The sequence below is a fragment of the Streptomyces sp. NRRL F-5727 genome, from assembly GCF_000719555.1.
In the GTDB taxonomy this organism is placed as follows: domain Bacteria; phylum Actinomycetota; class Actinomycetes; order Streptomycetales; family Streptomycetaceae; genus Streptomyces.
Map to the genome: position 1 here is coordinate 36,614 of NZ_JOGX01000008.1, position 17,227 is coordinate 53,840.

18 protein-coding genes are annotated in these 17,227 nt (G+C 72.2%); 12 read left to right on the top strand and 6 right to left on the bottom strand.

Translation table 11 applies throughout. The features are described from left to right. Window positions 1-195 precede the first annotated feature (195 nt). On the bottom strand, window positions 196-1,494 hold the full coding sequence (gene nhaA, locus IF73_RS0108555; protein WP_031005195.1) for a Na+/H+ antiporter NhaA: 1,299 nt from the start codon (window positions 1,492-1,494) through the stop codon (window positions 196-198). Window positions 1,495-1,981: 487 nt separating this feature from the next. Between nhaA and IF73_RS0108565 the strand changes: the two genes are divergently transcribed. Both IF73_RS0108565 and IF73_RS0108570 read left to right on the top strand, forming a co-directional pair. Continuing rightward, on the top strand, window positions 1,982-3,355 hold the full coding sequence (locus IF73_RS0108565) for a TrkH family potassium uptake protein (RefSeq protein WP_031005196.1): 1,374 nt from the start codon (window positions 1,982-1,984) through the stop codon (window positions 3,353-3,355). Further along, window positions 3,348-4,067 (top strand): potassium channel family protein, encoded by a 720-nt coding sequence (locus tag IF73_RS0108570; protein WP_234338192.1) that lies wholly within the window; start codon window positions 3,348-3,350, stop codon window positions 4,065-4,067. Before IF73_RS0108565 ends, IF73_RS0108570 begins: the two co-directional genes overlap by 8 nt. Window positions 4,068-4,427: 360 nt before the next feature. Here the strand turns inward: IF73_RS0108570 and IF73_RS0108575 are convergent, their stop codons facing one another. The 3 genes from IF73_RS0108575 to IF73_RS0108585 all read right to left on the bottom strand — a co-directional run bounded on the left by IF73_RS0108575 (window position 4,428) and on the right by IF73_RS0108585 (window position 6,271). Then, window positions 4,428-4,883, bottom strand: coding sequence for a hypothetical protein (locus IF73_RS0108575; protein WP_031005199.1), 456 nt, complete (start codon window positions 4,881-4,883; stop codon window positions 4,428-4,430). 384 nt (window positions 4,884-5,267) lie between these two features. After that, complete coding sequence (locus tag IF73_RS0108580; protein ID WP_031005201.1) at window positions 5,268-5,708, bottom strand: DUF1348 family protein; 441 nt, start codon at window positions 5,706-5,708, stop codon at window positions 5,268-5,270. Window positions 5,709-5,809: 101 nt separating this feature from the next. Beyond that, the gene (locus IF73_RS0108585) at window positions 5,810-6,271 is read right to left on the bottom strand and encodes a phospholipase (protein WP_031005203.1); all 462 of its coding nucleotides are present in this window, start codon (window positions 6,269-6,271) and stop codon (window positions 5,810-5,812) included. Window positions 6,272-6,508: 237 nt separating this feature from the next. Between IF73_RS0108585 and IF73_RS0108590 the strand changes: the two genes are divergently transcribed. Next, window positions 6,509-6,919, top strand: a complete 411-nt coding sequence (locus tag IF73_RS0108590; RefSeq protein ID WP_031005204.1) for a VOC family protein — start codon at window positions 6,509-6,511, stop codon at window positions 6,917-6,919. Here the strand turns inward: IF73_RS0108590 and IF73_RS0108595 are convergent. Together IF73_RS0108595 and IF73_RS0108600 are read right to left on the bottom strand one after the other, a co-directional pair. Next, complete coding sequence (locus IF73_RS0108595) at window positions 6,847-7,593, bottom strand: helix-turn-helix domain-containing protein (protein WP_031005206.1); 747 nt, start codon at window positions 7,591-7,593, stop codon at window positions 6,847-6,849. The genes IF73_RS0108590 and IF73_RS0108595 overlap by 73 nt on opposite strands. 24 nt (window positions 7,594-7,617) lie before the next feature. Continuing rightward, a complete protein-coding gene (locus IF73_RS0108600; protein WP_078867988.1) occupies window positions 7,618-8,742 on the bottom strand; it encodes a YihY/virulence factor BrkB family protein in 1,125 nt (374 codons plus the stop codon). Window positions 8,743-8,759: 17 nt separating this feature from the next. Here IF73_RS0108600 and IF73_RS0108605 point away from each other — a divergent pair, with 17 nt between their 5' ends. The 9 genes from IF73_RS0108605 (at window position 8,760) to cysD (ending at window position 17,225) form a co-directional block, all read left to right on the top strand. Next, complete coding sequence (locus tag IF73_RS0108605; protein ID WP_031005210.1) at window positions 8,760-10,406, top strand: acyl-CoA dehydrogenase family protein; 1,647 nt, start codon at window positions 8,760-8,762, stop codon at window positions 10,404-10,406. A 376-nt stretch (window positions 10,407-10,782) separates the two neighbouring features. Continuing rightward, entirely contained in the window at window positions 10,783-12,075 is a 1,293-nt protein-coding gene (locus tag IF73_RS0108610; protein ID WP_031005212.1) for a helix-turn-helix domain-containing protein, read from the top strand. Between the two features lie 123 nt (window positions 12,076-12,198). Further along, the gene (locus IF73_RS0108615; RefSeq protein WP_031005214.1) at window positions 12,199-12,768 is read left to right on the top strand and encodes a GNAT family N-acetyltransferase; all 570 of its coding nucleotides are present in this window, start codon (window positions 12,199-12,201) and stop codon (window positions 12,766-12,768) included. A 162-nt stretch (window positions 12,769-12,930) separates the two neighbouring features. Further along, a complete protein-coding gene (locus IF73_RS42710) occupies window positions 12,931-13,014 on the top strand; it encodes a putative leader peptide (protein ID WP_311136957.1) in 84 nt (27 codons plus the stop codon). 126 nt (window positions 13,015-13,140) lie between these two features. Continuing rightward, the gene (locus tag IF73_RS0108620; protein WP_031005216.1) at window positions 13,141-14,838 is read left to right on the top strand and encodes a nitrite/sulfite reductase; all 1,698 of its coding nucleotides are present in this window, start codon (window positions 13,141-13,143) and stop codon (window positions 14,836-14,838) included. Then, entirely contained in the window at window positions 14,835-15,014 is a 180-nt protein-coding gene (locus IF73_RS41920; protein ID WP_031005218.1) for a hypothetical protein, read from the top strand. The genes IF73_RS0108620 and IF73_RS41920 overlap by 4 nt, the downstream gene beginning before the upstream one ends. After that, a complete protein-coding gene (locus IF73_RS0108630) occupies window positions 15,011-15,727 on the top strand; it encodes a phosphoadenylyl-sulfate reductase (protein ID WP_031005220.1) in 717 nt (238 codons plus the stop codon). The genes IF73_RS41920 and IF73_RS0108630 overlap by 4 nt, the downstream gene beginning before the upstream one ends. Continuing rightward, window positions 15,727-16,293 (top strand): adenylyl-sulfate kinase, encoded by a 567-nt coding sequence (cysC, locus tag IF73_RS0108635; protein WP_031005222.1) that lies wholly within the window; start codon window positions 15,727-15,729, stop codon window positions 16,291-16,293. The genes IF73_RS0108630 and cysC overlap by 1 nt, the downstream gene beginning before the upstream one ends. Next, window positions 16,290-17,225, top strand: coding sequence for a sulfate adenylyltransferase subunit CysD (cysD, locus tag IF73_RS0108640; RefSeq protein WP_031005224.1), 936 nt, complete (start codon window positions 16,290-16,292; stop codon window positions 17,223-17,225). Before cysC ends, cysD begins: the two co-directional genes overlap by 4 nt. Window positions 17,226-17,227: the final 2 nt, after the last annotated feature.

The following is a 17,227-nucleotide window of genomic DNA, read 5'->3' on the forward strand; positions in this document are numbered from 1 at the left end:
GTGACAGTCATCAATGTCCTCACCTCCTGCTTCTTCTCGACGTACCGACAGCGTGCCCTCGGCGACGACACGGTCGCGCCTCGGAACGAGCAGAACCATAGCCCCACCCCTGGAGGCGGCACCACCGATTAAATCCGGGGCTCTCCCTTCACGAGGCCGACAGCCGGCGGACCGCGGGGCCCACGCCCTGGAGAGTCATCGGCCGTCGTCCGTGGTCTGCGTCTGGTAGACGTCGGGGATGCCGTCGGCGTCCTCGTCGCGCTCCTCTTCCTCGTACAGCCGCTTGTACACGCGGTTGCGGGCACGGAGCAGTACGGCGGCGAGCGCGGCGGCCGTGAGGGAGGCGAGGAGGACGGCGGCCTTGACGTGTTCGGTCAGGGCCGGGTCGGTGAAGGAGAGCTCGCCGAGCAGCAGGGCGACGGTGAAGCCGATGCCGGCGAGGACGGCGAGGCCGAAGACGTCGGCCCAGGCGAGCTCGGGGTTGAGTCTCGCGCGGGTGAAGCGGGCGGCCAGGCAGGTGCCGAGGAACACGCCGAGGATCTTGCCGACGACCAGGCCGACGTAGACGGCAAGGGGCTCGGGGTCGGTGAAGACCTTGGCGAGGGCCGCACCGGAGATGCCGACGCCTGCGGCGAAGAGCGCGAAGAGAGGCACGGCGACACCCGCGGAGAAGGGGTGCACGAGGTGCGAGACCCGCGCGCCCGGGGACCGGTCCTCGCCCTGGTCTCGCGTGGTGCGCAGGATCAGACCCATGGCGACGCCGGCGACGGTGGCGTGGACGCCGGAGGTGTACATCAGGGCCCAGATGGCGACGCCGAGGGGTGCGTACCACCACCAGCCGCGCACGCGGAAGCGCTGGAGTGCGGAGAAGAGGACGAGTCCGGCGAACGCTCCCGCCAGGGCCCAGAGGTTGAGGTCGCCGGTGAAGAAGACGGCGATGATGAGGATGGCGCCGAGGTCGTCGACGACCGCGAGGGTCAGCAAGAACGCCCGGAGTGCGGCGGGCAGATGGGTGCTGATCACGGCGAGTACCGCCAGTGCGAAGGCGATGTCGGTGGCCATCGGGACGGCCCAGCCGTCGAGGCTTCCGCCACCGGCCGAAGCCGTGATCACGTAGAGCGTGGCGGGGACCGCCATGCCGCATACCGCGGCGATCACCGGCAGGGCTGCCGTGGCGGGTGTGCGAAGTTCGCCGAGGACGAGTTCGCGTTTCAGCTCGATGCCGGCGACGAGGAAGAAGACCGCGAGGAGGCCGTCGGAGGTCCAGTGGCCGACGGACAGGTCGAGACCCAGGGCGGGTATGCCGAAGTGGAAGTCCCGTATCGACTCGTAGGCGGCGCTCCACGGGCTGTTCGCCCACACGAGCGCGACGATCGCGGCCGCGAGCAGGACGAGCCCGCCGACGGTCTCGGTGCGCAGGGCCTCGCCGATCGCCTGGCGCTCGGGCCAGGGAAGCAGTCCGAAGACGATCTTGCGGGGGCGTGCCTGGGTCATGGGGAGGAACCCTCCGGGGCATGTCGGCAGGTGGGGACACGGGCCCCTCGGACGCCGACCAGACTTCCCGGCACACCGGCATCGTGTTCTTGATGCGTTCTTTACACCCTATCGGGTGCGCGGGAGCCTCACCAGGGCGTCCTCGACCTGCTGGAACAGGGTGAAGGACCCCGCTCTCACCAAGGCGCGAGGTGGGGGCAGGGCCCTTCGGGAGCCGGGCCGTGGGGGACGGTCAGACGGTGCTCTTCACCGGCTCCTGGTCGGTCTCCTCGGCGGACTCCGCGTCGAGACCGGCGTCGCGCCGCTTCACGAAGGTGAGCCGCCCGGCAGCCATCGTGAGGCGCCCGGCGACGTTCTGAGGACACCCCGGGAAGTCGTGCCGCAACCACCCGGTCCGCAGAAGCCCCGGTAGGGTGACCGCCGCCGGTTCGTCGACGGGTTCGGTACGCCCCCGGCCGTGAACCAGCGAGGCGAGGGAGGCCGGCGGGTGGCAGGGCAGCTGACGAGAGTCCGGCGGTCGGTGTTCGCCGCGCATCCGGCCCGGACCCTGGTCATGGCCTTCGGCGCGGTGATCCTGCTGGGTGCGTTCCTGCTCATGCTGCCGGTGTCCTCGCAGGAGGGCGGGGCGGCGGGGTTCGTCACCGCCCTGTTCACGTCCACCTCCGCGGTGTGCGTGACGGGCCTGGTCGTGGTGGACACCGGGACGTACTGGAGCGGGTTCGGCGAGGGCGTGATCCTCGCGCTGATCCAGGTCGGCGGCTTCGGCATCATGACGATGGCCTCGCTCCTCGCGCTGCTCGTCTCGGGCAGGCTGCGGCTGCGGATGCAGCTGACGGCGCAGGCGGAGACGAAGAGCTTCGGCATCGGCGACGTACGCCGTGTCCTGCTCGGCGTCGCCGGGACCACGCTGGCGGTGGAACTCGCGGTGGGCGGCTGGCTCGCGCTGCGCTTCCGGTTCGGATACGACCGGTCCGTCGCCGAGTCGGCGTACTCCGGCTTCTTCCACGCGGTGTCGGCGTTCAACAACGCGGGCTTCGGGCTCCACGTCGACAACCTCACCCCGTACGCGCAGGACGCCTGGGTGACGATGCCGATCGCCCTGGCGGTCATCCTGGGCGGTCTCGGCTTCCCGGTCCTCCTCGAACTGCTGCGGCACCGGACGCGCAAGCGGCCCAGCGGGCGGCGGAACTGGACGCTGCACACCCGGATGACCCTGGTCACCACGGCCGCCCTGCTGCTGACCGGCACGGTCCTCACCTGCCTGCTGGAGTGGACCAACCCCGGCACGCTGGGCCGGTTCGACTGGGACCAGAAGCTCCTCAACGGGTTCTTCCACTCCGCGATGAGCCGCACGGCCGGGTTCAACGCCGTCGACATCGGCGCCATGCACGCCTCCACCCTGCTGATGACCTGCACGCTGATGTTCGTCGGCGGCGGCAGCGCGGGCACGGCCGGCGGCATCAAGGTCACCACCTTCGCCGTGCTCGCCGCGGCGATCGCGGCCGAGGTGCGGGGCGAGCCGAACTCCACCGTCATGGGCCGGCGTCTGGCCCCGCACGTCCTGCGTCAGGCCCTGACCGTCGCCCTGCTGGCCGTGGGGCTCGTGATCGGCGCCACGCTCGCCCTGCTGACCGTGTCCTCGGCCCCGATGGACGCCGTCCTGTTCGAGGCGGTGTCCGCGTTCGGCACCGTCGGACTGTCCACCGGCATCACGGCCGACTTCCCGGAGAGCGGACAGCTCGTACTCATCCTGCTCATGTTCGTCGGCCGGCTCGGCCCGGTCACCCTCGTCTCCGCGCTCGCCCTGCGCGAGCGGACCCGCCGCTACCAGCTACCCGAGGAGCGACCCGTCATTGGGTAACTACCTGCACCACCTGCGCCACCGCCGCCGCAAGCGCCTCGCCCAGCAGTACCCCGAGCTGAGCGACCAGCGGGTCGCCGTCATCGGCCTGGGCCGCTTCGGCAGCTCCCTCGCCCACGAGCTGACCCGACGCGGCTGGGACGTCCTAGGCATCGACACCGACGCCTCGCTCGTCCAGCGCCACAGCGACACCCTCACGCACTCCGCGGTCGCCGACTGCACCGACCCGGAGGTGCTGCGGCAGCTCGGCGTCCACGAGCTCACCAGCGCCGTGGTCGGTATCGGCACGGACATAGAGGCCAGCATCCTGATCGCCTCGAACCTCCTGGAGGAGAACGTCCCCAACATCTGGGCGAAGGCGATCAGCCGCCAGCACGGCCAGATCCTGGAGCGGCTCGGTGTCCACCACGTCGTGTTGCCGGAGCACGAGATGGGCGAGCGGGTGGCCCACCTCGTGACCGGGCGCATGCTCGACTTCATCGAGTTCGACGACGACTACGCCCTGGTGAAGACGGTCACGCCGGCCGGCATCACGGGTATCCCGCTGGGCGAGAGCGGGGTACGGACGAAGCACGGGGTGACGGTCGTCGGCATCAAGCGCCCTGGCGAGGGCTTCACTCACGCGACGGCGGAGACCGTGGTCGCGAAGGGGGACATCATCATCGTCACCGGCAAGACGCACGCGGTGGAGTCGTTCTCCGAGATGAGCTGACGGCCGGCCGGACAGCCGTCGTGGCTCAGGCGGCCGCCTCCGCGGGCGGCTCCGGACGGACCGGCTGGTAGGACGGCGTCCTGGGCGGTGCGACCACCATGGTCGGCCCGCCGCCGGGGGTGTCCCCGGCGGTGACGGTGCCGCCCGTGGCCTCGGCGAACCCGCGGGCGCGGTCGTCGGTGACTCCTTCGTCGCCCCCGGAGAGAAGACCCAGGGACGCCGCGACATCGCGATCGACGACCGGCTGGGGGTCAGCCTCGCCCGGGCACTCGTACGCCCGGGCGTCGCGGCGGATCGGAACGCGGGGGCACCATGGCGCGGGGCGATCGTGAGCCCGTGTTCGTACGGTGGGGCGCCGCCTCAGAGGCCCCTGGGCTCATACGTCGCAGACATCACCGCCGCAGTCGATGCGAGGATCGCGATGCCGAGGACGCCGGAGAGCCAGGTGGCCGAGAGGCGGTCCAGGGTGATTCTGCTCCCAGGGGTCTGCAACTGGGCGAAGTAGTGCCGATACATCCGACGCCGGATCGGGAGCAGGGCAATCGGCATGGATCCGGCCGCGACGCTGTACAGGAACAGAATGACCGGCGCCGGCTCCGGCCGGATCAGCGCTGTCAGACCTGCCATGGCACAGAGGACGGGGGCCCCGAGGCAGGCACCCCACCTGCCGATCCTCCTGTTGCGCTCGACGGCGGCTCGCACCGCTTTCGGCGCCTCGTCGGGCTCAGGCGGCAGCACCACGAACGTGATCACGGCCGCCACGGTCGCCCCGGCCGCGATCCACCACCACGCCTGGTCCGGAACCGAGAACAGCATCGTCCGTACCTCTTCCTTCCCCCGCCTCACGCTGGACGACAACAGCATCCACGTGTGTCGACCACCGCACACTGCCCGTACCCGGCAACCTTCAGCCCGGTCCCCTGCACGGCTCAGCTCACGACGAAGCCGCTCCCCCGGGCTGACGACACCGCCCCGATCACCACCGGGTCGCCTTCGGCTTCCCGCGCGGGCTCGGCAGGGGGGCACCCAGACGTCGAGCGGCCGGCCGTGCTCGTCGAACCTCCTCTCCTCGGTCGGCAGCAGGCCGGCCCATGGAGAGCGCACCAGGCGCGTGACCGTCCGGGTGGCCCAGCGGGCACCATGACGGCAGCCGTCGCGCCTTCGAGCTTCTCGCGCCGCACGTGCTGCTTGGAATTCCGGTCAGCGCTCGTCCGCGCCGCGCGGGCCGAAGACGGTGCGGTCCGCCTCGGTGATGGGGAGGTCGTTGATGCTGGCCTCGCGGCGGCGCATCAGGCCGTGCTCGTCGAACTCCCACAGCTCGTTGCCGTGGCTGCGCCACCACCGACCCTGGGCGTCGTGCCACTCGTAGGTGAAGCGGACGGCGATGCGGTCGTCGGTGAACGCCCAGAGGTTCTTGCGCAGGGCGTACTCCTGCTCCTTCTGCCACTTCTCGGTGAGGAAGGCGACGATCGCCTCGCGTCCGACGAGGAAGCGGTCGCGGTTGCGCCACCACGAGTCGGGCGTGTACGCGAGCGCGACGCGCTGCGGGTCCCGTGTGTTCCAGGCGTCCTCCGCGGCCTGGACCTTGGCGGCCGCGGTCTCGGCGGTGAAGGGGGGCAGAGGCGGGCGTGACTCAGACATGCCGCCCAAACTAAACCGCTCGGTTCATGACGTCAACCGAACGGTTCAGTTTGAGTGTCTGAACCGGTCGGTTCAGGGCGGGCGGTCGCGGAGGGTGCCGGTCAGCCGATGGCCGGGCTGCTGCCGAAGGCCTTCACGGCCTGGTAGTAGGTCCAGGCGGTGGAGTCGCAGGAGGTGCGGGTCAGGCCCGAGTAGCGGGCGCAGACGCGCTTGAGGTCGGCGTAGAAGGCGTCGTCGAGGCGGGGCTTGTTGGCGCTGAAGGTGCCGGCGGCCTTGTAGTTGCGGTAGCCGAAGTCGTGGCGGGCGCAGGCCGTCTGGAAGGGGAAGCCGAGCGGGTTGTCCGGCGAGGACGAGCAGTAGTCGGTCGACCAGTCGAAGCCGTAGGCGGACCAGGCGCTCTGGTTCGCCCGGGCGGTGACCCAGGCGTTGTAGCTCGTCGCGGTCGTCTGCGTCCAGCTGCTGAGCACCTGCGGCTTGTCGGCGGGTGCGGCGGAGGCCGGGGTGGCCAGGGCGATCAGTCCGGCTGTCACGGTGGCGGTCACGGCGGCGACTCGACTGCGCATCAGCGATCCTCCCAGGGGAAGGCGCCGGGGGTCTCCCGGCACCGGTGTCGTGATCCTGGGAGTACGGGTACCAGCTCCGCTGACGCGGTGTCACGGGATCGCGCAGAGTTCGCTCCGACGTAGCCCGACGGAGCGGCCCCGGTCGCCGAACCGTCGCTCCGGGGACGGGAGTCGGGCCGGACCTCCGTGTCCGATCCGTACAAGACCCGGGGCACCCGGCGTGCCTAGCGTGGCGCCATGGACCTCACCCCTCGTCTCGACCTCGTCGGCCTCGTCGTCTCGGACATGGCCGCCTCGCTCGCCTTCTACCGGCGCCTCGGCCTGGACGTCCCGGCCGGGGCGGAGTCCGCCCCGCACGTGGAGGCGGTGCTGCCCGGCGGGGTGCGGATCGCCTGGGACACGGAGGACGTCGTCCGCTCCTTCGACCCCGGCTGGACGCGGCCCACCGGCGGCGACCGGATCGGGCTCGCCTTCCGGTGCGGGGCGCCGGCGGAGGTGGACGCGGTGTACGAGGAGCTGGTCGCCGCCGGGTACACCGGGCACCTGAAGCCCTGGGACGCGGTGTGGGGGCAGCGCTACGCGGTGGTCCTCGACCCGGACGGCTCGGGGGTGTCGCTCTTCGCGGACGCGCGTGCCGAGAGCGCGTAGGCGGTGAGCGTCGTACCGGCCAGGGCCCGGGTCTCGCGGGCGAGATGGGCCTGGTCGGCGCAGCCCGCGCGCAGCGCGGCCTCCGCGAACGGCGCGCCTGCCCGGACCAGGGCGAGCGCGCGCTGGAGGCGCAGGACGCGGGCGAGGGTCTTGGGGCCGTAGCCGAAGGCGTCGAGGGAGCGCCGGTGCAGCTGCCGGGCCCCGAGTCCGACCGCGTCGGCCGTCTCGGCGACCGTCCGCCCGGCCGCGAGACGGGCCACGACGGCCCGGAGCAGCGGATCGGGTCCCGGGCCGTCGGCGGTCCTGCGGAACGCGAACGCGTCCAGGGCGGCGGCCGGGTCGGGTGCGTCCGTGATCCGCTCGGCGAGCCGCCGCGCGCGGGCCTCGCCCCAGAGCGCGCCGAGCGGAACCCGCCGGTCGCGGAGTTCGTGGGCGGGGACGCCGAGGAAGCCGGGGGCGTCGCCGGGGGCGAAGCGGAGGCCCGCGTAGCGGGCGACGGGCGTGTCCGCGCGGTACGCGCGCGTGTCGGCGCCCGCGACGAGGAGCAGGCCGTCGGCCCAGATCAGGTCCATGCAGCCGTCGGGGACGACGAGGGCGTCCGAGACGACGGGGGCGGGCGCCGTCCGGGTCCACAGGACGGCGCCGTCGAGCCGGGCGGGGCGCTCCTCGTACATCCTCCCCAGGCTAGACCCGGTCGGTCAGTCCTTCTCCCAGCCCGTGTGGAGGCGGGCCTTGACGTCGTCCGGGGGGAGGAACCTGGACCAGCGTTCGGGGAATTCGGAGGGCATGTCGGGGTCGTCCTCGTCGACGTCGTCCGCCTCCGCGCGGATGCGGGCGACGAGTTCCGCCGCCTGGACCGCGCGGGCGCGTTCGTTGGCCTCGCGGGCGGCGGCCGTGGCGACGGAGGGCCAGACGCGGTCGATCGCCGCGTTGACCGCCGCGCCGACGAGGACCGCGAAGGCGGAGACGCCGATCCAGAGGAGGATGGCGATGGGCGCGGCCAGCGAGCCGTAGATGGTGGGGCCCTCCACCTGGCTCGTCAGGTAGATCCGGAGCAGGAAGCTGCCGAAGGCCCACATCGCGAGGGCGACGAGCGCGCCCGGGATGTCCTCGATCCAGGGCGACCGGACGGGGACGGAGACGTGGTAGAGCGTGGTGAGGAAGGCGATGGAGAGCAGGATGACGGCCGGCCAGTAGAGGACGGCGACGACGTCGGTGCCCCAGGTGACGAGTTCGACGACCCGGTCGGGGCCGACGACGGCGAGCGGCAGGACCACCGCCCCGATGAGGAGCGCCACGATGTAGAGGAGGAAGGCGAGGAGGCGGGTCTTGACGATGCCCCGGTGCCCGTCGAGGCCGTACATGACGGTGATGGTGTCGATGAAGACGTTCACCGCCCGGGAGCCGGACCACAGGGCGATGGCGAAGCCGAGGGAGACGAGCTCGGGACGTTTCGCCCGGGTGATGTCGTCGAGGACGGGCTGCGCGATCTCGTGGACGCCGCGGTCGGAGAGGACCGTGCCGGCCGCCCGGAGGATGTTCTCCTGGATGGAGGCGACGGTGTCGGTGTTGGTCCAGTCGTCGGCGTAGCCGAGGAGGGCGATGAGGCCGAGCAGCAGGGGTGGCAGGGACAGCAGGGTGAAGAAGGCGGCCTCGGCGGCCAGGCCGAGGATCCGGTACTCGATGCACGAGTTCACGGTGTCCTTGAGGAGCAGCCAGACCATCTTCCGCTTGCTGACGTTGCGGTAGAGGACGCGGGCGCGGTGGAGCCTGCTCCAGGGGCGCCGCTCCGGCCGTTCGGGTGTTTCGCTTGCTGCCTGCACCTGCTTACCGTATCGGCATGGAAGCGGCCTCCCACACAGTGACCAATCAGGCTCCGCCCCTGGTGGGGTACGACGTGTACACATCCGACCGGGCGCTGGCGGAGGCGGTCGGGCGCCATCTGCCGGCGGAGCTCCTCGACGAGGCCGGGGAGGAGTTGCGGGCGCTGGGCCGGGCGACCGGTTCGGAGCAGGTGCGGGAGTGGGGCGAGCAGGCGAACGCGTACCCGCCCCGGCTGCGGACGCACGACCGGTTCGGGCAGCGGATCGACGAGGTCGAGTTCCATCCGGCCTGGCACCGGCTGCTCGGCAAGGCGGTCGCGGCGGGGCTGACGGACGCCTGGGGGCGGCCCGGCGGGCACGTGCGGCGCGCGGCCGGGTTCCTGGTGGCGACGCAGGCGGAGGCCGGGATCGGCTGTCCGGTGTCGATGACGCACGCGGCGGTGCCGGCGCTGCGGGCCGAGCCGGAGCTGGCGGCGGTCTGGGAGCCCCTGGCCGCCTCCCGGGTGTACGAGCGGGAGCTGCTGCCGGTCGCCGGGAAGGCGGGGGTGCTGCTGGGAATGGGGCTGACGGAGAAGCAGGGCGGGAGCGACGTACGGGCCGTCACCACGTCGGCGCGGCCGCTGGCGGCGCCGGGCGAGTACGTGCTGACCGGGCACAAGTGGTTCTGCTCGGCGCCCATGTCGGACGCCTTCCTGGTGCTCGCGCGGGCTCCCGGCGGACTGACCTGCTTCCTGGTGCCCCGGGTCCTGGACGACGGCTCCCGGAACGCGTTCGCGCTGCAGCGGCTCAAGGACAAGCTCGGGAACCGGTCGAACGCCTCGGCGGAGGTGGAGTTCCCCGGGACGACGTGGGCGCGCCGGGTCGGCGAGGAGGGGCGCGGGCTGCGGACCGTGATGGGGATGGTGGCGGCGACCCGGCTGGACTGCGTGCTGGGGTCGGCGGCGCTGATGCGGCAGGCGGTGGCGCAGGCCGTGCACCACGCCTCGTACCGCTCGGCCTTCGGCGGTCTGCTCGCCGACAAGCCGCTGATGCGGAACGTGCTGGCGGACCTGGCGGTGGAGTCGGAGGCGGCGACCGTCCTCGGGATGCGGCTGGCGGCGGCGTACGACGCCGCCGAGGGGGGTTCGGAGCGGGACCGCGCGCTGCTGCGGATCGCGGTGCCGGCGGCGAAGTACTGGGTGACGAAGCGGTGCGTGCCGGTGGTGGCGGAGGCCCTGGAGTGCCTGGGCGGGAACGGGTACGTGGAGGAGTCCGGGCTGCCGCGGCTGCTGCGCGAGTCGCCGCTGAACTCGGTGTGGGAGGGCGCGGGGAACATCCAGGCGCTGGACGTGCTGCGGGCGCTGCGGACGGAGCCGGCGGCGCTGGACGCGTATCTGCGGGAGGTCGGGGAGGCGCGGGGGGCGGACCCCCGGCTCGACCGGGCGATCCGCGGGGTGCTCGCGGAGCTGGCCGACCTGGAGGGCGTGGAGGCGCGGGCCCGGCGGCTCGCGGAGCGGATGGCGCTGGTGCTGCAGGGCGCGCTGCTGGTCCGCTGGGCGCCGCCGGAGGTGGCGGACGCGTTCTGCGCGGGCCGGCTGGGCGGCGACACGGGCTCGGCCTTCGGGACGCTGCCGCACACGCTGGACCTGCGGGCGGTGGTGGAGCGGGCGCGGCCGGTGGAGTGAGGGCGCGTCAGGAGGGCCCGGGGGGGCGGGAGGCTGAGCCGCGCGTACCAGGGGTGGACCCGGCGGGGCCCGCGGAGCGGGGCGCGGGGTCGGCACGCGCGGAAGGCGGGGGTGGTGCTGCGCCGACACGGCACCACCACCCGCCTTCACCACCCTCACGCACGGGGGTGCTCCGGGGCCAGAGTTGCAAAGGGTTGCAGGATTACGCGAACCGGGCTCCGTGGAGGGCTTCCGGACGGCACGATGGACCCGGGAACACGCGAGCCACGGCCGAGGGCGACAATTCGGACGGGGCTGTACGGCGCTCACGATGCTCCGGTCATCCGCCCGGACACAGCAGAACCGATACAGCACACCGGGTGGCGGGGAGGGACCGATGAACAACACGCGGCTCGACATGAAGCGTCTGGCCACCATGGACGCCGTCCAGGCGGCCCGTCTGCTGCACCGCGTCCGCGAGGAGACGCTGGCCGGACGCACGCCGCCGATCGCGCCCCGCCCGGAGATCGACGCCTCCTGGCGGCGGATGGCCCGGCTCGGCCTCGACCCCGACCGGGGCACGAGCAGCGTCCTGCTGCGCCGCGAGGAGCTGGAGCACCGGCGGCGGAGCACGCTGCTCGCCGAGGTGATGCAGACGCTCACCTCCGGCCTGGCCGGGATCGCCGACGCCTCGCTCCAGATCATGGTGGTGACCGACGAACATGGGCGGGTGCTGTGGCGCGACGGGCACCGCTCGGTGATGCGGCAGGCGAACGGGATCTGCCTGGCGGAGGGCGCGGCCTGGACCGAGGACACCACCGGCACCAACGCGGTCGGCACCGCGCTCGCCACCCGGCGGGCGGTGCAGGTCCACTCCGCCGAGCACTACATGCAGTCGCTGCACAACTGGACCTGCGCGGCCGCGCCCGTCCACGACCCGCGCGACCAGCGGCTGCTCGGCGTCCTGGACGTGAGCGGACCGGCCTCCACCTTCCACCCCACGACGCTGGCCCTGGTGAGCTCGGTCGCCCGGCTCGCGGAGGCCGAGATGCGCGAGCGGCACCGCAGCACCCTGGAACGGCTGCGGGCGGTGGCCGCGCCGATCCTGTGCCGGGTCGGCGGCCGGGCCGTCGCGGTCGACCCGCACGGCTGGACGGCGGCGGTGACCGGGGTGGCCCCGACCGACCGGATCGTGCTGCCGAAGTCGTTCGGCGCCGGCCGGGTCTGGCTGCCCTCGCTGGGGCTGTGCGCGGTGGAGCCCCTGCCCGGCGGCTGGCTGCTGCGGGTCGAGGAGGACACCGCCCCGGCCGGTACGGAGTCGGGCGCGGCGAGCCGGCTGGTGCTGGACCTGAGCCGGCCGCGCCGCTGGACGGTGGCGGTCTCCGGGGCGGCGGGGAGCTGGCAGCAGGAGCTGAGCCCGCGCCACGCGGAGCTGCTGTACCTCCTGGCCCTGCACCCGGACGGGCGGACGGCGGCCGATCTGGCGGAGGACGTGTTCGGCGACCGGACGAGGACGGTGACGGTCCGGGCCGAGATGTCGCGGGTGCGCCGCACCCTGGCGGGCGTCCTGGCGCACCGCCCGTACCGCTTCCGCGAGGAGATCGCGGTGGAGGTGCAGCGCCCGGAGGACCCCTCCGACCTGCTGCCGCACTCGACGGCCCCGGCGGTCCGGACGGCCAGCACGGTCTGACCCTCCTCGTACGGCGTTCACTTCTGTCCACATGCCGGACAGTCCGTCCGGCGGGGCCGGGAGAGACGGGTCCCACCCCGGCCCGGCCTGGGAATCCGCGGCTCCGCATGATGCGATAAGGGCATGAGCATCACTCTCACCACGTGGTCCCTGGAGCAGACCTCTCCGGACGACCTCCGTCCGGCCCGGGTCCCCGAGGGCGACGACATCACGGTCCGCCGGGCCGAGGTCCCCTCCCCCGAGTTCAGCCGCTTCCTCTATACGGCGGTCGGCGGCGACATCAACTGGGCCGACCGGCTGCCGCTGAGCTACGCGCAGTGGAAGGAGATCGCGGAGAAGCCGGGGGCCGAGATCTGGGTGGCGTACGACCGGGGGACGCCGGCCGGGTACGTGGAGTTCGACCCGCAGGACGACGGGGTCGTCGAGATCGTCTACTTCGGCCTGATCCCCGCCTTCCGCGGCCGCCGCATCGGCGGCCACCTGCTCACCGAGGGCGTCCGGCGCGCCTGGGACCTGGCCGAGCGCTGGCCGGACCGGGAGCCGACCAAGCGGGTGTGGCTGCACACCTGCTCGCTGGACGGGCCGCACGCGATGGCCAACTACGAGCGCCGCGGCTTCCGTCTCTTCGACACCAAGGTCGAGGAGATCGAGGAGAGCGGGACGCCCGGGCCGTGGCCCGGTGCGCACGCCTGAGCCGGGCACCGGATCACCGGTCCGCCGGTCCGTCGTGAAAGGGGCCCTGATCAGGGCCCCTTTCACGTGACCCAGACCACACCGTCTTGAAGAACGAGACGTTCATGTCCACATAACGGACGATGCTGGACTGGGTCCAAAGTCCCGTGACACGCTTCCGCCATGCCTGGAACTGGAACTGCCTTGGTGAGTCGGCGGCACGTCGACCTCGGCCGCATGTCCAGCGCCATTTGTCCGGCGCGCTGAGCAAGCCAGCACCGCCGCACCACCCCCTCTGCCCGACCCTGCTGCGCACCGTCGCGCCACTCTCTGTTCTGCGCGCGAGTGTGCAGGTCAGAGCCGCCCTCTCGCAGTCCCGAAGGACAAGACGCCATGGCCGCCACCCCGGAAAACCCCACTCCCGCCGCCGCCCGCCGCAAGGCCGGGCGCCACCGTGGCGAGGGTCAGTGGGCCGTGGGGCACTTCACCCCGCTGAACGGCAATGAGCAGTTCAAGAAGGATGACGACGGTCTCAATGTGCGGACACGTATTGAGACGGTCTACTCGAAGCGCGGTTTCGACTCGATCGACCCCAACGACCTGCGCGGCCGCATGCGCTGGTGGGGGCTGTACACCCAGCGCAAGCAGGGCCTGGACGGCACCAAGACCGGCGTCCTGGAGCCGGAGGAGCTGGACGACGAGTACTTCATGCTCCGCGTCCGCATCGACGGCGGCCGGCTGACCACGCGCCAGCTCCGGGTGATCGGCGAGATCTCCGAGGAGTTCGCCCGCGGCACCGCCGACATCACGGACCGGCAGAACGTCCAGTACCACTGGATCCGCATCGAGGACGTCCCCGAGATCTGGAACCGCCTGGAGGCGGTCGGCCTCTCCACCACCGAGGCGTGCGGCGACACCCCGCGCGTCATCCTCGGCTCGCCGGTGGCCGGCATCGCCGAGGACGAGATCATCGACGGCACCCCCGCCATCGACGAGATCCAGCGCCGGATCGTCGGCAACAAGGACTTCTCCAACCTGCCCCGCAAGTTCAAGTCCGCGGTCTCCGGATCGCCGCTGCTCGACGTGGCGCACGAGATCAACGACATCTCCTTCGTGGGCGTCGTCCACCCCGAGCACGGTCCGGGCTTCGACGTCTGGGTCGGCGGCGGCCTCTCCACCAACCCCAAGCTCGGCGTCCGCCTGGGCACCTGGGTCTCCCTGGACGAGGTCCCCGACGTCTACGAGGGCGTCATCTCGATCTTCCGCGACTACGGCTACCGCCGGCTCCGCAACCGCGCCCGGCTGAAGTTCCTGGTCGCCGACTGGGGACCGGAGAAGTTCCGCCAGGTCCTGGAGGACGAGTACCTGAAGCGGAAGCTGACCGACGGGCCCGCCCCGGCGGAGCCGGCCGGCCGCTGGCGCGACCACGTCGGCGTGCACCGGCAGAAGGACGGCAACTTCTACGTCGGCTTCGCCCCGCGCGTCGGCCGCGTGGACGGCCCCACCCTCACCAAGATCGCCGAGATCGCCGAGGCGCACGGCTCCGGCCGGGTCCGCACCACCGCCGAGCAGAAGATGCTCGTCCTCGACGTGGTGGAGGCGCAGGTCGAGTCGCTGGTCGCCGCCCTGGAGGCGCTGGACCTGCGGGTCACCCCGTCGCCCTTCCGGCGCGGCACGATGGCCTGCACCGGCATCGAGTTCTGCAAGCTCGCCATCGTCGAGACGAAGGGCCGCGGCTCCTCGCTCATCGACGAACTGGAGCGCCGCCTCCCCGACTTCGACGAGCCGCTGACCATCAACATCAACGGCTGCCCGAACGCCTGCGCCCGCATCCAGGTCGCCGACATCGGCCTCAAGGGCCAGCTGGTCCTGGACGACGACGGCAACCGCGTCGAGGGCTATCAGGTCCACCTGGGCGGCGCCCTCGGCCTGGAGGCCGGCTTCGGCCGCAAGGTCCGCGGCCTCAAGGTCACCTCCGACGAACTGCCCGACTACGTCGAGCGCGTCCTCACCCGCTACCGGGCGGAGCGCGAGGACGGCGAGCGCTTCGCGACCTGGGCGGCCCGCGCCTCCGAGGAGGCCCTGTCGTGAGCGAGCGTGCCGCGCCGTTCTACTGCCCCTACTGCGGGGACGAGGACCTGCGTCCGAACGAGCAGGGCCACGGGGCATGGGAATGCGCCGCGTGCGGTCGAGCCTTCCAGTTGAAGTTCCTGGGGCTCCTCGCCCCGGCGACTTCGGGCAACACCACGGGAGGGGAAGACATATGACGGACACTCAGGTCACCGAGGCGACCACCGACACCGAGCTGAAGGCGCTCGCCGAACAGGCCGGCCGCGACCTGGAGGACGCCTCCGCGCTGGAGATCCTCCAGTGGGCCGCCGCCACCTTCGGACCGAGGTTCTGCGTCACCTCCTCCATGGAGGACGCGGTCGTCGCCCACCTCGCCTCCCGGGCCATGCCCGGTGTGGACGTCGTCTTCCTCGACACCGGCTACCACTTCGAGGAGACCATCGGCACCCGTGACGCCGTCGAGGCCGTCATGGACGTCAACGTCATCACCCTGACCCCGCGTCAGACCGTGGCCGAGCAGGACGCCGAGTACGGCCCCCGGCTGCACGACCGCGACCCCGACCTGTGCTGCGCGCTGCGCAAGGTCAAGCCGCTCCAGGAGGGGCTGACCGCGTACACCGCGTGGGCGACCGGACTGCGCCGCGACGAGTCCCCGACCCGGGCCGGCACCCCGGTCGTCGGCTGGGACGAGAAGCGGCGGAAGGTGAAGATCTCCCCGATCGCCCGCTGGACCCAGGACGACGTCGACGCCTACGTCACCGAGTACGGGGTCCTCACCAACCCGCTCCTCATGGACGGTTACGCCTCGGTCGGCTGCGCCCCCTGCACCCGCCGGGTCGAGGCCGGCGAGGACGCCCGGGCCGGCCGCTGGGCCGGCCGCGCCAAGACCGAATGCGGGCTGCACGGCTGATGACCACCCCCGACACCACCCTGGAGAATCACGTGACCGGTGCCACCGTCTGGCTCACCGGCCTGCCGAGCGCCGGCAAGACCACGATCGCCTACGAGCTGGCCGGCCGGCTGCGCGAGGAGGGCCGCCGCGTCGAGATCCTCGACGGCGACGAGATCCGCGAGTTCCTCTCCGCCGGCCTCGGCTTCTCCCGCGAGGACCGGTTCACCAACGTGCAGCGGATCGGCTTCGTCGCCGAGCTGCTCGCCTCGCACGGCGTCACCGTCCTCGTCCCGGTCATCGCCCCGTACGCCGACAGCCGCGAGGCGGTCCGCAAGCGGCACGAGGCCGCGTCCACCGCCTTCGTCGAGGTCCACGTCGCCACCCCGGTCGACGTCTGCTCGGTCCGCGACGTCAAGGGCCTCTACGCCAGGCAGGCGGCCGGCGAGATCTCCGGCCTGACCGGCGTCGACGACCCGTACGAGGCCCCCGAGGCCCCCGATCTGCGGATCGAGTCCCAGAACCAGACCGTGCAGGAGTCCGCGGCGCAGCTCCACGCGCTGCTCACCGAGAGGGGCCTGGCGTGACGACTGTCGCCCACACGCACGACACGACGGACAGCCCGTTCGCGCTGTCGCACCTCGACTCGCTGGAGTCCGAGGCCGTCCACATCTTCCGTGAGGTGGCCGGCGAGTTCGAGCGGCCGGTGATCCTCTTCTCCGGCGGCAAGGACTCCATCGTCATGCTGCACCTGGCGCTGAAGGCGTTCGCCCCCGCGGCGATCCCCTTCACGCTGCTGCACGTCGACACCGGGCACAACTTCCCCGAGGTCATCGAGTACCGCGACCGGGTCGTCGCCGAGCACGGGCTGCGCCTGTACGTCGCCTCCGTGCAGGAGTACATCGACGCCGGCAAGCTCCGCGAGCGCCCGGACGGCACCCGCAACCCGCTCCAGACCGTGCCGCTCACCGAGGCGATCCAGCAGCACCGCTTCGACGCGGTCTTCGGCGGCGGCCGCCGCGACGAGGAGAAGGCCCGCGCCAAGGAGCGGGTGTTCAGCCTCCGCGACGAGTTCTCGCAGTGGGACCCGCGCCGCCAGCGCCCCGAGCTGTGGCAGCTGTACAACGGCCGGCACGCCCCCGGCGAGCACGTCCGCGTCTTCCCGCTGTCGAACTGGACCGAGCTGGACGTCTGGCAGTACATCGCCCGCGAGGGCATCGAGCTGCCGGAGATCTACTTCGCCCACGAGCGCGAGGTGTTCGCCCGCAACGGCATGTGGCTGACCGCCGGCGAGTGGGGCGGCCCGAAGGAGTCGGAGACGGTCGAGAAGCGGCTCATCCGCTACCGCACCGTCGGCGACATGTCCTGCACCGGCGCCGTCGACTCCGACGCCACCACGCTGGACGCCGTCATCGCCGAGATCGCCGCCTCCCGCCTCACCGAGCGCGGCGCGACCCGAGCCGACGACAAGATGTCCGAGGCCGCGATGGAAGACCGCAAGCGCGAAGGGTACTTCTAACC